This window comes from Paraburkholderia diazotrophica, assembly GCF_038900755.1.
Taxonomy (GTDB): domain Bacteria; phylum Pseudomonadota; class Gammaproteobacteria; order Burkholderiales; family Burkholderiaceae; genus Paraburkholderia; species Paraburkholderia diazotrophica_A.
The window spans coordinates 248,847-262,809 of record NZ_JBBPEN010000006.1; the positions used below are offsets into that span (position 1 = coordinate 248,847).

The 13,963-nt window shown below is 61.3% G+C and carries 15 protein-coding genes; 5 read left to right on the forward strand and 10 right to left on the reverse strand.

What is annotated here, in order from left to right:
- Positions 1 to 41 precede the first annotated feature (41 nt).
- The gene (locus tag AABE10_RS20685) at positions 42 to 311 is read left to right on the forward strand and encodes a DUF1488 family protein (protein WP_342935111.1); all 270 of its coding nucleotides are present in this window, start codon (positions 42 to 44) and stop codon (positions 309 to 311) included.
- Positions 312 to 846: 535 nt separating this feature from the next.
- Here AABE10_RS20685 and AABE10_RS20690 read toward each other — a convergent pair.
- From AABE10_RS20690 to AABE10_RS20725, 7 genes are all read right to left on the reverse strand, one after another.
- A complete protein-coding gene (locus tag AABE10_RS20690) occupies positions 847 to 1,857 on the reverse strand; it encodes a DUF2891 domain-containing protein (RefSeq protein WP_342935273.1) in 1,011 nt (336 codons plus the stop codon).
- 165 nt (positions 1,858 to 2,022) lie between these two features.
- On the reverse strand, positions 2,023 to 3,459 hold the full coding sequence (locus AABE10_RS20695; RefSeq protein ID WP_342935112.1) for an aspartate aminotransferase family protein: 1,437 nt from the start codon (positions 3,457 to 3,459) through the stop codon (positions 2,023 to 2,025).
- Positions 3,460 to 3,518: 59 nt separating this feature from the next.
- Positions 3,519 to 4,853: a glutamine synthetase family protein gene (locus AABE10_RS20700; RefSeq protein WP_342935113.1), complete on the reverse strand. Its 1,335-nt coding sequence runs from the start codon at positions 4,851 to 4,853 to the stop codon at positions 3,519 to 3,521.
- A gap of 16 nt (positions 4,854 to 4,869) precedes the next feature.
- Complete coding sequence (locus tag AABE10_RS20705) at positions 4,870 to 5,667, reverse strand: gamma-glutamyl-gamma-aminobutyrate hydrolase family protein (protein WP_342935114.1); 798 nt, start codon at positions 5,665 to 5,667, stop codon at positions 4,870 to 4,872.
- Between the two features lie 341 nt (positions 5,668 to 6,008).
- Positions 6,009 to 6,215 (reverse strand): hypothetical protein, encoded by a 207-nt coding sequence (locus AABE10_RS20710; protein ID WP_342935274.1) that lies wholly within the window; start codon positions 6,213 to 6,215, stop codon positions 6,009 to 6,011.
- 527 nt (positions 6,216 to 6,742) lie between these two features.
- Entirely contained in the window at positions 6,743 to 6,994 is a 252-nt protein-coding gene (locus AABE10_RS20720; RefSeq protein WP_342935115.1) for a hypothetical protein, read from the reverse strand.
- Positions 6,991 to 7,524: a MarR family winged helix-turn-helix transcriptional regulator gene (locus AABE10_RS20725; RefSeq protein ID WP_342935116.1), complete on the reverse strand. Its 534-nt coding sequence runs from the start codon at positions 7,522 to 7,524 to the stop codon at positions 6,991 to 6,993. The genes AABE10_RS20720 and AABE10_RS20725 overlap by 4 nt, the downstream gene beginning before the upstream one ends.
- Positions 7,525 to 7,733: 209 nt before the next feature.
- On the opposite strand from AABE10_RS20725, the gene AABE10_RS20730 reads away from it, so the two are divergent.
- Positions 7,734 to 8,300 carry a glycine zipper family protein gene (locus tag AABE10_RS20730; RefSeq protein ID WP_428983361.1) on the forward strand — a complete coding sequence of 189 codons (567 nt, stop codon included), beginning with the start codon at positions 7,734 to 7,736 and terminating at the stop codon, positions 8,298 to 8,300.
- A gap of 138 nt (positions 8,301 to 8,438) precedes the next feature.
- Here AABE10_RS20730 and AABE10_RS20735 read toward each other — a convergent pair whose 3' ends face one another.
- The 3 genes from AABE10_RS20735 to AABE10_RS20745 all read right to left on the reverse strand — a co-directional run bounded on the left by AABE10_RS20735 (position 8,439) and on the right by AABE10_RS20745 (position 9,969).
- Entirely contained in the window at positions 8,439 to 8,840 is a 402-nt protein-coding gene (locus AABE10_RS20735; RefSeq protein ID WP_342935117.1) for a PRC-barrel domain-containing protein, read from the reverse strand.
- 101 nt (positions 8,841 to 8,941) lie between these two features.
- Positions 8,942 to 9,112, reverse strand: a complete 171-nt coding sequence (locus AABE10_RS20740) for a hypothetical protein (protein ID WP_342935118.1) — start codon at positions 9,110 to 9,112, stop codon at positions 8,942 to 8,944.
- A gap of 77 nt (positions 9,113 to 9,189) precedes the next feature.
- Positions 9,190 to 9,969, reverse strand: a complete 780-nt coding sequence (locus AABE10_RS20745) for a TetR/AcrR family transcriptional regulator (RefSeq protein WP_342935119.1) — start codon at positions 9,967 to 9,969, stop codon at positions 9,190 to 9,192.
- Positions 9,970 to 10,273: 304 nt separating this feature from the next.
- Here AABE10_RS20745 and AABE10_RS20750 point away from each other — a divergent pair, with 304 nt between their 5' ends.
- The 3 genes from AABE10_RS20750 to AABE10_RS20760 are packed head-to-tail and all read left to right on the forward strand — an operon-like array spanning position 10,274 to position 13,905.
- A complete protein-coding gene (locus AABE10_RS20750) occupies positions 10,274 to 11,455 on the forward strand; it encodes an isovaleryl-CoA dehydrogenase (RefSeq protein ID WP_342935120.1) in 1,182 nt (393 codons plus the stop codon).
- Between the two features lie 30 nt (positions 11,456 to 11,485).
- Positions 11,486 to 13,093 carry a carboxyl transferase domain-containing protein gene (locus AABE10_RS20755; RefSeq protein ID WP_342935121.1) on the forward strand — a complete coding sequence of 536 codons (1,608 nt, stop codon included), beginning with the start codon at positions 11,486 to 11,488 and terminating at the stop codon, positions 13,091 to 13,093.
- A 26-nt stretch (positions 13,094 to 13,119) separates the two neighbouring features.
- Positions 13,120 to 13,905: an enoyl-CoA hydratase/isomerase family protein gene (locus tag AABE10_RS20760; RefSeq protein ID WP_342935122.1), complete on the forward strand. Its 786-nt coding sequence runs from the start codon at positions 13,120 to 13,122 to the stop codon at positions 13,903 to 13,905.
- Positions 13,906 to 13,963: the final 58 nt, after the last annotated feature.

A 13,963-nucleotide genomic window follows, 5' to 3' on the forward strand; every position in this document is an offset into this window, starting at 1 on the left:
ACACGAAATACGGTTAGATCGCAGTTCATGAGAGGCTGAAAATGGAACAGTCCGTACGCAACTTCGCCCTTTCGACCAACGGCCAATCCGTGACCTTCGATATCGTCGTGCAAAAGCGCGCGATAGGATGTTCGATCACGCGCGATGCGCTCGAACAGCATTTCTGGCTGGAACGTGGCGCGGACGAATCGCATCTCACGAAGGCATTCGGCAACGGTCAGCGCCGCATAGCGGCAGTGGCCGAACGCAAGGCGCTCGCAAAGGGCTCGACGCACGTGTCGATTACTGCGGACGATTTCGAGTACCGCTAGACGGTACCGCGTGGCACGCAGTTACGTTCGGGGCGCGGCTGCGCGTCAGGAAGTTAGTGATCCTCGTTAATCTGGGTTCGTCTTCGAAATCTGCGACCTGTTACCGCGGCTACGTTGCCCCCGCTGATGACAGGCGGCATTCTCTCTCTCTTCGGGCAATATGAATTTCTGGCGCTCCTTCGTAGAGGTGGTGTCCCGGGAATATTTGCCGCCTGTCTAGTTTGGGCGGTTTCGCAGAGGCTCGAAACCACTTTCCAAGGGCCTCGGGCTGGAAAAAATTTCCTGTTAGCAGGATTCCCACCGCGCCCGTTGTTGAGATGACACATCCACTTGCATCACGGCGCTAAGGGTTTATACTAGGAACTGTCTCCTCCATGTCTCCTCCATGTCTCCTCTTGATATGGATTCGGCCCACCGCTCGGTGGGCCTTTCTTTTTGTCCGGCTCCTTTCGAACCGAGAACCCGATAGTTGAAAAGCAAATGGCCAGTGCACTACACCGGCCATTTTGATGTCACTGCGATGCTCGACCAGTCATCAAGCTTCCAGCGCAAGCGTCGCGAAAGTGGCAAGCCAATGCTCGCCCATATAGTCGCCGGCGACATGCTGCAACGCGCTTTCCAGATGTATGTCAGCGGCTTCGAACAGCACTGAGCGGCGTGGATCGTCATTCGGCAGCGCGCGCGCAAGCGACCGCTGGCACCAGGCGCGGCTCAGATTCAATCCGTCCAGATGCGCGATCTTGCCGTCGCTGCGGTCGGTCACGGTGGCGGGCACGAACAGGGTCGCGGGTTGGCGCTGCGCGAGATCGGGCAGAAAGCGCGTGAACCATCCGTCGAACTCGGCGGGCGGCAACACGCGCCGCATCAACTCAGCTTCCATCAGCGAAGGCGACAGAAACTCGTCGCCCGATGGCTCCCACGCCTGGCAACCTGCGTCGTTCAGATACCAGCGCTTCGACGTTTCGACGATCAGCATGGCCAGCGAATCGCGTTGCGTGCGATGCGCGAATTCGAGTGTGAGCGCCAGCGCAAATGCCGTGTTGAAATGCGTGCCGACGCGCAGCGGATAAGTCGCCTTCGGCAAGAACTCTTCGAAGCGTTCGACGAATGCATTCGTTAGCGGCTCGATCGTCTTCGACCAGCGTTCGGCTTGCTGCAACTTAAGCGATGTGGCCTGGGCCGACAGCGCAAGCAGCCATGCCCAGCCATACGGCCGCTCGAAACCGCGGTTATGCGGAAGATCGAGATAGATACATTCCCCCGCGACCTTTTCTTCAGTGAAGTGCTCGTCGACGACAGCAATGATTTGCGGCGCCTCCGGCAACTCGGGGAAGCGTTCGAGCAGATGCAAGAGCAACCAGTAGCCATGCACGCACGAATGCCAGTCATAGCTGCCGTAGAAAATGGGATGCAGCGCTCGCGGACCCTGCACGTCTTGCGGACCGGCGAGCGAGTGCGTGAGCTTGTTCGGATACTCGCGCGTCAGATGTTCAAGCGCGAGACCCGCGAATTTCGATGCGATTTCAGATGTGAGCACGGCATTCATCGACGCCTCGTCATAACGGATATAGAAGTTACGGTAAGCCTTCAATCCGTTTGCTCAGTCACGCACGGGCCGAACTTCGTATTGAAGGCGAGGAGCACATTCTGCCCCTATCGCCCCCTTTCTGTCATGCGCGAGACGCGTTATTCGCGCGTGATCCGAGTACCGTTACGACAGTCCTAGTTGCCGCGCGGTTGCATCGATGGCTTTTTTCGCCTTCGATACGATCTCGTCGATCTCGCTCTTCGTGATAACGAGTGGCGGCGAGAGCAGCATGCGGTCGCCCGTTGCGCGCATGATCAGATTGCCGTTGAAGCAGAAGTCGCGGCAGATCGTACCGACGTCGCCGCCGTTTTCGAAGCGCTTTCTGATCTTCGGGTCCTGCGCGAGCTGAATGCCCGCGACGAGACCCGCGCCCACCACTTCGCCGACGATGGGATGATCGGCGAATGTCTCGCGCAGCGACTGCTGAAAGTACGGACCCGTTTCGTTCTTCACGCGCTCGACAATCTTTTCGTCGCGCAGCAGTTTCAGATTCGCGACGGCGACGGCAGCGGCAACAGGATGCCCCGAATACGTGAGGCCGTGATTGAATTCGCCATTCTCGATGATCGCCGTGGCGATGCGATCATGCAGGCCGACGGCGCCCATCGGCACATAGCCGCTAGTCAAGCCCTTGGCCATCGTGATCAAATCGGGCTCGAAGCCGAAATGCAGATGCGCGAACCATTCGCCTGTGCGGCCAAAGCCGCCGATCACTTCATCGGCAACGAGCAGCACGTCGTACTTGCGGCAAATGCGCTGGATTTCAGGCCAATACGTCGACGGCGGGAAGATCACGCCGCCCGCTCCCTGGAACGGCTCACCGATAAACGCCGCGACGTTCTCCGGTCCCAGTTCGAGAATTTCCGTCTCGAGTTGCCGTGCGCGTTCAAGGCCGAATTCTTCAGGCGTCGTGTCGCCGCCTTCGCCGAACCAGTATGGCTGGTCGATATGCACGATGTGCTCGACCTGCGACGGCATCTGCTCATGCATGTAGCTCATGCCGCCGAGCGTGCCGCCCGCGATCGTCGAGCCGTGGTAGCCGTTCTTGCGCGAAATGACGAACTTCTTCTGCTTCTGGCCTTGCGTCGACCAGTATTGGTGAACGATGCGCAGCACCGTGTCGTTGCCTTCCGAGCCGCTGTTGCAATAGAAGAAGTGATTGAACGGCGCGGGCGTCAGTTCGGCAAGCAACGCCGACAACTCGATCACGGGCGGATGCGTCGTCTTGAAGAACGTGTTGTAGAAGGGCAGTTCCTGCAATTGCCGATAAGCGGCGTCTGCAAGTTCCTTGCGGCCATAGCCGACGTTCACGCACCACAGTCCCGCCATGCCGTCGATGATCTTGTTGCCGTCGGAATCCCACAGATAGACGCCTTCGGCTTTCACGATCACGCGGCTGCCCGCGCGATTCAACGCGCCCATATCCGAGAACGGATGAATGTGATGCGCGGCGTCGAGCGCGCGATATTCGGCCGTGCTGCGCTGCTGTCGCGATGCGCTGACCTTTGCGGCCGGCTGCGCGGGTTGCACGTAAGTGATTTCTTCTGTTCTATAGCTCATGTTGCCTCCAATTGTCGTGCGCTGCGCGTCGCATGCCGAGTACTCCGATGAATTCCGGCTCAGACGTGCAGCAGCAAATGCTTGCGTTCCCACGAACTGATCACGCGGAAAAACGCCTCGTATTCGGTTTCCTTTAGCGTGAGATACGCCTTGACGAACGGCTCGCCCATGATTTCGGCAAGCGGCTCGCATGCGGCCATCAGCGTGAGCCCTTCTTCGAGATTGCGCGGCAACTGATAGGGCAACTGGTAGCCGTCGCTCGTGAGCGGTTCCGTCGGCGTCAGACGCTGCGTGATGCCGAGGTAGCCGGCAGCGAGCGTGCCGGCAATCGCGAGATACGGATTGCAGTCGACACCCGGAATGCGATTCTCGATACGGCGCGCCTGCGGATTCGAATGTGGAATGCGGAATCCGACAGTGCGATTGTCGTAACCCCATTGCACATTGATCGGCGCAGCCATGAAGCGCGACAGCCGGCGATAAGAATTGATGTACGGCGCGAAGATCGGCATCAGCGCAGGCGTGTACTTCTGCAGTCCCGCGAGGTACTGGTTGAACAGCGCAGTCGGCTTGCCGTCGTTGCCAGTGAAAAGGTTCTGACCCGTCTCTTCATCGACGATGCTTTGATGCACGTGCATCGCCGAGCCGGGTTCGCCTTCCATCGGCTTCGCCATGAACGTCGCGTACATGCGATGACGCAGCGCCGCTTCGCGCACGGTGCGCTTGAAAAGAAACACGCGATCCGCGAGGTTGAGCGGATCGCCATGCAGGAAGTTGATTTCCATTTGCGCGGCGCCCACTTCGTGAATCAGCGTATCGACTTCCAGTTCCTGGATGTCGCAGTACTCGTAGATGTCTTCGAAAAGTGGATCGAACTCGTTGACGGCTTCGATCGAATAAGCCTGGCGTCCCGTCTCGGCGCGCCCCGTGCGCCCGACGGGAGGCTGCAAAGGCAGGTCGGGGTCCTTGTTCATGTCGACCAGATAGAACTCGAGCTCCGGCGCGACGACGGGCTTCCAGCCCTTGGCCTTGTAGAGATCGAGCACGCGGCGCAGTACACGGCGCGGCGAGATCGCGACGGGCGTGCCGTCGAAATGCACGCAGTCGTGAATCACCTGCGCAGTGGGATCGACGGCCCACGGAATGATGCGGATCGTCGAAGGATCGGGCACGCATACCATGTCGGGATCGGTGACGCCCGTGAGCGAGCCGTCGTCGGGATATTCGCCCGTCACGGTCTGGATCATCACGGCCTGGGGTAGCCGCATCGATTCGCCCGATTCGAATTTGCTGCGCGGAATGATCTTGCCGCGCGCGATGCCCGCCATGTCGGGAATGATCGCTTCGATTTCGGTGATGTGATGCTTCTTCAGAAATTCATCAATGTCTTGCATGATCGTTCTCTCTGTTTTATTGCGCGAGACGGGGATCAGGCGTGCTTGCAGCCGATCCCGTCCTCATGCGCATTCGCTCGCGGCACGCTGCGCCAAACGCGCGGAAGATCGCTGTCGATAGCGCATCGTTCGCATGCTTCCATTCCGGATGCCATTGCACACCCAGCGCGAAAGCACGCGAATTCGCGACGCTGATCGCTTCGATCAAACCGTCAGGCGCGTGGGCTTCGACCGTGAGGCCGTCACCGAGCCGCTCAACGCCTTGTCCATGCAGTGAATTGACGCGCGCTTCCCTTGCGCCGCCAGCGAGCTTCTGCAACAGCCCGCCTTGCGCGAGACGCAGTGCATGCGAAGGCCCGTACTGCACGTCGACGTCGTCTTCCTTGTTTTCGCGATGGTCGGCGTATCCGTCCACTGTGTGAACGCTTTGATGCAACGTCCCGCCGAATACGACATTCATCTCCTGAAAGCCGCGGCAAATCGCAAGAACAGGGATGCCCGCGTCGATGGCGGCGCGCATCAGCGGCAGCGTCGTTGCGTCGCGTGCGGGGTCGTGCAGCGTGCCTCGCGCGCTCGCATGACCGCCATAGCGATGCGGTTCGACGTTCGAATCGCTGCCCGTAAACAGCAGGCCGTCGACGTGCGCGAGAACGTCTTCAGGCGTCTGCCGTTCGGCTAGCGCGGGAAGCAATACCGCCAGCGCGTGCGCGCCGTCGACCACAGCCGCGATGTACTTCTCGCCGACCACATGCGACGGATGAGCGCCCCTCATCATTCTGTCGGCGCTGATTCCAACCAAGGGCTTCGTTTGCATGACTAATCGTATTCGTTGATTGCTGTCTTAACGCGGCAATGCGTTGCTCTACGCGGCTGTATAGAAGGTTGCGTGTGCTGTGGTTGCGTGCGCGCGGCACGATCCCGCAGCCGTGCGCAACGCGCAAAGCCGCTTCAAGAGTGATTGCTCGTCACGGTCGTCAGCGGATAGCGCCGCGCGTTGCAATCAGATACGCTCGCCGGTTTGCTCCGCTGCGTGCTACTGAGGGCGTGCAGCGGCGCGTGCCTGGCGTAGACGCGAGCGCAAGCGAAGACGCGGCGTAATGACGCGCGCGAAGCATTGACCCACGAGCGGGCCCGACAACGGAAGATGGAGAGACGCTAGGGCAACAGCGATGCGACACCGTCGGTGTGCACCGCGATAAAGGCACGCGCTGAAATGGAGTTATGACGTCGGACGGAACGGCGCGACAGGATCGTCGAGACGGACAGAAAGCGGCTAAACGCAAGCCTGCCGTTGCTGCCGTCGGCGATGGCGTCGTCATCGCGAAGACACCTCGCGAACTGACTACGATCCCACCTTACCAAAGGGCCTCGGACTCTCACGATGACACTCGACTGGCACGTTGAAGTATTGAGCGCCCCGCACGAAAAACGCATCAATAGAAAGGAAAAACGGGACGCGAGGTTGTCATTCAAAATACATTCTTTATCGCTATGACGCTGCTCGAATTGCTCAGCGCATTGGCTAACCGAACGAAAGAACATCAACCTGTTACCAGCATATACGAGTCGTAAATGCCGGAAAAGCCTTTTCGTCAATTTATGCGGGCTTACCCTGAGCTATCTATCGATATTGAAATCGAATTTGAATGCGTCAAGTGTCGAGAAACGCCGATTTTTGCAGGGCTTTCACCGGCGGCAGTCGATTTAAAGTGCCTGTTATATTCACTACACGTGTGTGCTATTCGAACTGCTGTTCTCGCACAGTTCTCGCTCATTGAACGAATAGCGTGAGTTCTTCTGTCGGCGCATTGAAGAAACAGCGAGCATGTATTCCAATGAGCACCGCGGAATTCTTCACATTGGAATTGCAAGCGGCGTGCGTAGCCGTCTCATGCTGCGCGGAGATGCGCAAGCGCGGCAAGTCCGCAAGACTGGTGGTCCACGTCACTCATATAACGTTTAGACATCTTGATGGATAAGACGACATGGACTGACTGACAGGGAAAGGCAGCGGCCCTTGCAATCGAAGGCCGTGCGTTTATCGCGCTGGAAAAATACACGGAGTTGAAGCCGACGCTCGTGCGCTTGCGTTGAATGACTTTCGCGCGGTTAATGGTATTGGGCTGGATGCGCGCGCTCATGATTCGCTGCGCGCGGGCATCGGCATGCCTTGCTCGCGACACTCGACAGGGCAACCGGCCTTCATGCAGGGCTTGTCGTCGCAGAAACGGCAGAGTTGCATCGCGTGCGATGCGTCGCGTGTTTCGTTCCAGAGTATCTTGATCAGCAGGTCTTCGAAGACGGCGCGCTCGTCGTGGCCGAGCCGTCCGACGATGCGCTCCAGCAAGCGTCCACGCGCAGTGCGCAAGCGCCGGGCTTCGCGGCGCCCCGAAGGCGTCAAAGCCAACGCGACCGAGCGCTTGTCGTTGCCCGCGTTCTTGTCGACGAGGCCCGCGTCGACGAGTCCAGCGACTGTGCGCACGGCGGCAGGGTGCGACAGCGCGACGGCTTCGCGCAGCACTTCGATCGACGTATCCGGGTACTGGCCGATCGCATTGAGCATCGCGCGCGCCGTCGGTCCGGCGAGCGCGGGCAGCGCGGATGGCGAGCTCAGATCGTCGTTCACCAGAACGGCGAGCACGCCGAGCAGATTGGCCGTGCGCTGGATCATGACGCCACCTCGATGTGTGCAATGGGAATATGTGCATGATGCACATATCGAAGCGCGGATTCAACGCGAATCCGGCGGACCCTCTTTCTTGCGTTTTTCAGTGAATTGCGCGGAAATATCCAGTAACGGATTCGTAACTCATCGACGGGTCGCTTCGACTATTGTTCTTGTATTGGACTCTGGATTTACATACTGGCGTGTCGACGAAGATGAACAGAACACAGATCGCGAGAAAGCTTGCGGCGCCGGCGCTCGTCGTCGGAACGATGCTCGCGTTGGGCGGTTGCGCAGTCGCGCCGCCCAGCGGGCCGAGCGTGGTCGCGCTGCCGCGCAAGGGCGAGCCGCTCGAGCAGTTCCAGCAGGAAGATTACGCGTGCCGGGACTATGCGTTCCGCAGCACCGATGCGAACGGCGCGTCGCAGGCGGCGACGCACAATTCCGTGAACAGCGCGGCCGTCGGCACGCTCGGGGGCGCCGCGATCGGCGCGCTGTTTGGCGCGGCGGCGGGCAATGCGGGCGCGGGCGCGGCGATCGGCGCGGGCAGTGGCTTGCTGCTCGGCGGCGCGACAGGTGCGAATAGCGCGTCGTATTCGGGTTACGGTTTGCAGGCGCGCTACGACGCCGCCTACGCGCAGTGCATGACGGCGAAGGGTAACTCAATCGCTCAGCCGCCCGCGCCCGCGTATTACTCGGCGCCGCCCGTCTATTACGCGCCGCGTCCTTACTACTACTATGGCCCGCCGGGCGTGGTCTACTCGCCGTATCCGTACTACTGATCGGCGTGAGTGTTGTAACACGCGAGCGTCGTCACGGCGCTCGCGTCTTGTGTCCGAAGATGTGCAGCGCGCACATATCGGCACAGTCTCCTGCCGCGCGATGAAAGTGACGAACGCGACGAAAGCGACGAAAGCCCGTCAGTCCGGCGCGTATTTGAACTCGGGCAACGCCTCCAGCGATGACTTCGTCGCGTCCGGCATCGTCACCTGCTTGCTGTTGATCTGCAGATCGCTGAACGGCACGGCGACATAGTGCTTGCCCATGCCGAGAAAGCCACCGACCGAAAGTATCGCGAATGCAGTGTGATCGGACGGCGAGACGACCAGATCGTCGATGACGCCGATCTGGTCTTTGTCGCGGTTATAGACAGTCGCGCCGGAAAGCTTCGATGCGCGAAAGCCGGTTCCCGTCTGCATGACCTGGGTGTGACGCTCGGTGATCGACTGCTGCGCGCCTTGCGCGAGCGCCGTCGTCGAGACGAGCGCGGCCAGCAGGCTGGCGAGGCCGATCCGGCATGTTCGATTGAATGCTTGTTGCACGATGGTCCTCCCTGTCGACCATAGTTGGCGCCTGTGGCGCGTGCTCCCCTGATCCCATGCGTGGTGGTTGTCGTCATTCTTTTTGACGAGCGGCGCGCACCCTACGGCTTGTCGTCCTCGTAATCGGGGTTGACGTCGGGATCGAGTGGCGGAGCGTCCGGGTCCTGCGGCGGACCGACGTCAGGCACGTCGGTTTTGACAGTCCCGGGCGAGGGCGAATCGGACTGATCGCGGCGGATCGGATTGTCGCCTTGGCGGGGCTTCGTGGGCATGGCCGGTCCTCCTTGCGTTCGTTGCTGGCATAGGTGTTGCCAGCAAGTAGCGCTCCCGGCCGGGCGCGGAGCGCTATCTACGCGTTCTCGCTGTTTTTCGCGGCGGCGCTCGCCGACTCGCGTGGTTTCGCCAGCTTTTGCGCGGCTTCGGCTTCCGCGAGCCGGCGCGCCGCTTCGCCCACTTCCTGGCGAAACTGCACCAGCGCGCTGAGCGATGCGTCGGGCGGTTGCAATGCCGACCACAGCACGTCGATCAGCCGGTCGGCCGTCGCATCGATATCGGTGCGGCGATTGCCGAGCGTCGCGTCCCACAGCACATGCTCCATCGGGCCGAAGACCAGCGAGCGCAACAATCGCAGCGGCATGTCCGAGCGAATCTGCCCTGTTTGCTGGCCCTGCGAGAGGACGCGCATCAGTGGCGCGGTGTAGCGCCGTTGCAGGCCCGTCAGTTCTTCGCTGAGCTCGTGCTGGCGCGTGCGCCCCTCGGACAGCACGAGCGCGCACAAGCCCGTTCCGTTGACCAGCATCAGCCGCAAATGCGTGCGGACGATGAACGCGAACTGCTGGCGGATGCTGCCGTCGCGAGGCAGGCCCGACTCGATGGCCTCGATGATCTCGTCGTACCAGTCGCCGATCACCCGCGCGCACAGTTCGCGTTTGCCGCGAAAGTAGCTGAACACGGTGGCCTCGGAAATGCCTAGCCGTTGCGCGATTTCCGCCGTGGTCGCGCGCTCGTAACCCTTTTCTGAGAACACGTCCCGCCCCGCCTGAAGAATTTCCTTCACGCGCTGCTGCGATTTGCGTCCCGCCGGCTGGCGGCGCGATCCCGGCACTTCGGCCCTTGCTACGCCCATCATATGAGTCCAGTTCAGATTTCAGGGCAGGAAAGCCCCGCTTTGGCCGATACTACCACGGTAAATAGCGGTTCAGCGCGCACTTAATGGTTTTGAGTGACACTCAAAAATACCGATTGACGCTTACGTAAATCTGGAGTGAAATGCGGTCTATGCTGTCGCGCGCCGGTCATTCGGGCCCCATCGGCCATCACACCGGCTGTGCGGCTGACGAGCTGGCTGAGCCTTGCTCAGAAACAAAGGTTGATGCGATGCGGCGCGCACCCCGCGCGCGGTCCGCGCACGATGAACTCCTGGAGACACACAAATGATTAACCTGCCCGGTTTGCAGTTCCCGCTTGGTGAAGAGATCGAGATGCTGCGCGACAGCGTCGCGTCGTTTGCGGCGAAGGAGATTGCGCCGCGCGCGGGCGAAATCGACCGCACCGATCAATTCCCGATGGACCTGTGGAAGAAGTTCGGCGATCTGGGCGTGCTGGGCATGACCGTCTCCGAAGAATACGGCGGCGCGAACATGGGCTACACGGCGCACATGGTTGCGATGGAGGAGATTTCGCGGGCATCGGCATCGGTGGGTCTTTCTTATGGCGCGCACTCGAACCTGTGCGTGAACCAGATTCACCGCAACGGCAACGAAGCGCAAAAGCAGAAGTACCTGCCGAAGCTGGTGTCGGGAGAGCACGTCGGCGCGCTCGCGATGAGCGAGCCGAACGCGGGCTCGGATGTCGTCAGCATGAAGCTGCGCGCGGAGAAAAAGGGCGAACGCTATGTGCTGAACGGCACGAAGATGTGGATCACGAACGGCCCGGATTGCGACACACTCGTCGTCTATGCAAAGACCGACATCGAAGCCGGTCCGCGCGGCATTACTGCGTTCATCGTCGAGAAGGGCATGAAGGGCTTTTCCGTTGCGCAGAAGCTCGACAAGCTCGGCATGCGCGGCTCGCACACGGGCGAGCTGGTGTTCGAGAACGTCGAAGTGCCCGAAGAGAATATCCTCGGCGAACTGAACGGCGGCGTGAAGGTGCTGATGAGCGGCCTCGACTACGAGCGCGCCGTGCTTGCTGGCGGCCCGACGGGCATCATGATGGCGGTGATGGATGCCGTCGTGCCGTATATCCACGACCGCAAGCAGTTCGGCCAGTCGATCGGCGAATTCCAGCTGATCCAGGGCAAGGTTGCCGATCTGTACACCACTCTGCAGGCGTGCCGCGCGTATCTGTACGCGGTCGGGCGTCAGCTCGACACGATCGGCGCGGGGCACGTGCGCCAGGTGCGCAAGGACTGCGCGGGCGTGATTCTCTACACGGCAGAAAAGGCCACGTGGATGGCGGGCGAAGCGATCCAGATTCTCGGCGGCAATGGCTACATCAACGAGTACCCGGTGGGCCGTCTGTGGCGCGATGCGAAGCTCTATGAAATCGGCGCGGGCACGAGTGAAATCCGCCGCATGCTGATCGGCCGCGAACTGTTCGCGGAAACGATGTAAAGCACGCGCATCGAAAAGGAGAACAACGCGATGCCGATCATCGAATCAAAGTTGAATCCGCGCTCCGACGATTTCCGCACGAACGCGGCGGCGCTCGAAGCCCTCGTCGAAGACCTGAAGGCGAAGATCAGCAAGCTCGCGTTGGGCGGCGGCCCCGCTGCGCGCGACAAGCACGTGTCGCGCGGCAAGCTGCTGCCGCGCGATCGCATCGCGCAACTACTCGATCCGGGCACGCCGTTTCTCGAACTGTCGCAGCTTGCGGCGTTCGGCATGTATCACGACGATGCGCCGGGCGCGGGCGTCATCACGGGCATCGGCCGCATCGCGGGCCAGGAATGCGTGATCGTCTGCAACGACGCGACCGTGAAGGGCGGCACTTACTATCCCGTCACGGTGAAGAAGCACGTGCGCGCGCAGGAAATCGCGCAGGAAAACCGCTTGCCGTGCGTGTATCTCGTCGATTCGGGCGGCGCGAACCTGCCGAATCAGGACGATGTGTTCCCCGACCGCGATCACTTCGGCCGCATCTTCTACAACCAGGCGAATCTTTCGGCGCAAGGCATTCCGCAGATCGCCGTCGTGATGGGCTCGTGCACGGCGGGCGGCGCGTATGTGCCCGCGATGAGCGACGAGTCGATCATCGTGAAGAACCAGGGCACAATTTTTCTGGGCGGGCCGCCTCTGGTCAAAGCGGCGACGGGCGAAGAGGTCAGCGCGGAAGATCTCGGCGGTGGCGACGTGCATACGCGTCTCTCCGGTGTCGCCGATCATCTCGCGCAAAACGATGCGCACGCACTCGCGATTGCGCGCAGCATCGTCGGCAATCTGAACCGGCGCAAGGACGTGCCCGTCGCGATGCAGGAGCCGAAGCCGCCGCGCTATGACGTGAAGAGCATGTACGGCGTGATTCCCGTCGATACGCGCAAGCCCTTCGATATCCGCGAAGTGATCGCGCGCATCGTCGACGATTCCGCGTTCGACGAGTTCAAGGCACGTTACGGCACGACGCTCGTGTGCGGCTTCGCGCATATCTGGGGGCACCCGGTCGGCATCGTCGCAAACAACGGCATTCTGTTTTCCGAGTCAGCGTTGAAGGGCGCGCACTTCATCGAGCTGTGCTGCCAGCGCAAGATACCGCTCGTGTTCCTGCAGAACATCACGGGCTTCATGGTGGGGCGCAAGTACGAGAACGAAGGCATCGCGCGCAACGGCGCGAAGATGGTGACGGCCGTCGCGACCGCGAAGGTGCCGAAGTTCACGGTGATCATCGGCGGCTCGTTCGGCGCGGGCAACTACGGCATGTGCGGCCGCGCGTATTCGCCGCGTTTCCTGTGGATGTGGCCGAATGCGCGCATCTCGGTGATGGGCGGCGAGCAGGCGGCATCCGTGCTCGCAACCGTGAAGCGCGACGGCATCGAAGCGAAGGGCGGCACGTGGACGGCCGAGCAGGAAGAGGCGTTCAAGCAGCCGATCCGCGAGCAGTACGAGCATCAGGGCCATCCGTATTACGCGAGCGCCCGCTTGTGGGACGACGGCGTGATCGACCCCGCGCAGACGCGCGACGTGCTGGGCCTTGGGTTGTCGGCGGCGATGAACGCGCCGATCGAAGAAACGCGCTTCGGCGTGTTCCGCATGTAATGCCATCGATCGAGGAGCCCAGGATCATGCAATACGAAAACCTGATCGTCGCGTTCGATAACCGGATCGCCACCGTCACGCTCAATCGTCCCGACGTGCGCAACGCGTTCAACGAAGCGATGATCGCGGACATCGCTTCGGCATTTCGCGCGCTGGACGAACGCGACGACGTGCGCGCCGTCGTGCTCGCCGCGAACGGCAAGGCGTTCTGCGCGGGCGCGGACCTGAACTGGATGAAGAAGATGGCTGGTTACTCGGATGACGAGAACCGCGCCGATGCGATGCGTCTCGCCGACATGCTCGCGTCGATCTACCGCTGCAACAAGCCGGTGATCGCGCGCGTGAACGGCGACGCATACGCGGGAGGCATGGGCCTGATTTCGGCGTGCGATATCGTCGTGGCCGTCGATAGCGCGAAATTCTGCCTCTCCGAAGCGCGCCTGGGGCTGATTCCCGCGACGATCGCGCCGTATGTGATCCGCGCGCTTGGCGAACAGGCATCGCGCCGCTACTTCACGACAGCCGAGCAGTTCGACTGCGCGACGGCATATCGTCTCGGGCTTGTGAGCGAATGCGTGAGCGCTGACAAGCTCGACGAAACCGTGCAGCAGATCGCAGCGACGCTGTGCGCGAACGGCCCGCAAGCGGTGAAGGCCTGCAAGCAACTGGTTCAGGACGTAGCAGGCCGCGAGCTGAACGCGGCGTTGATCGAGGATACGGCGGCGCGCATCGCGCAGATTCGCGCGAGCGTCGAAGGACGTGAAGGCGTCGCGTCGTTCCTCGAAAAACGTTCGCCGTCGTGGCGCGCGTGAACGCGCGGCATATGAAGCCGAACGCGACGGCACGCGCACACAGAACAACACCCCATCG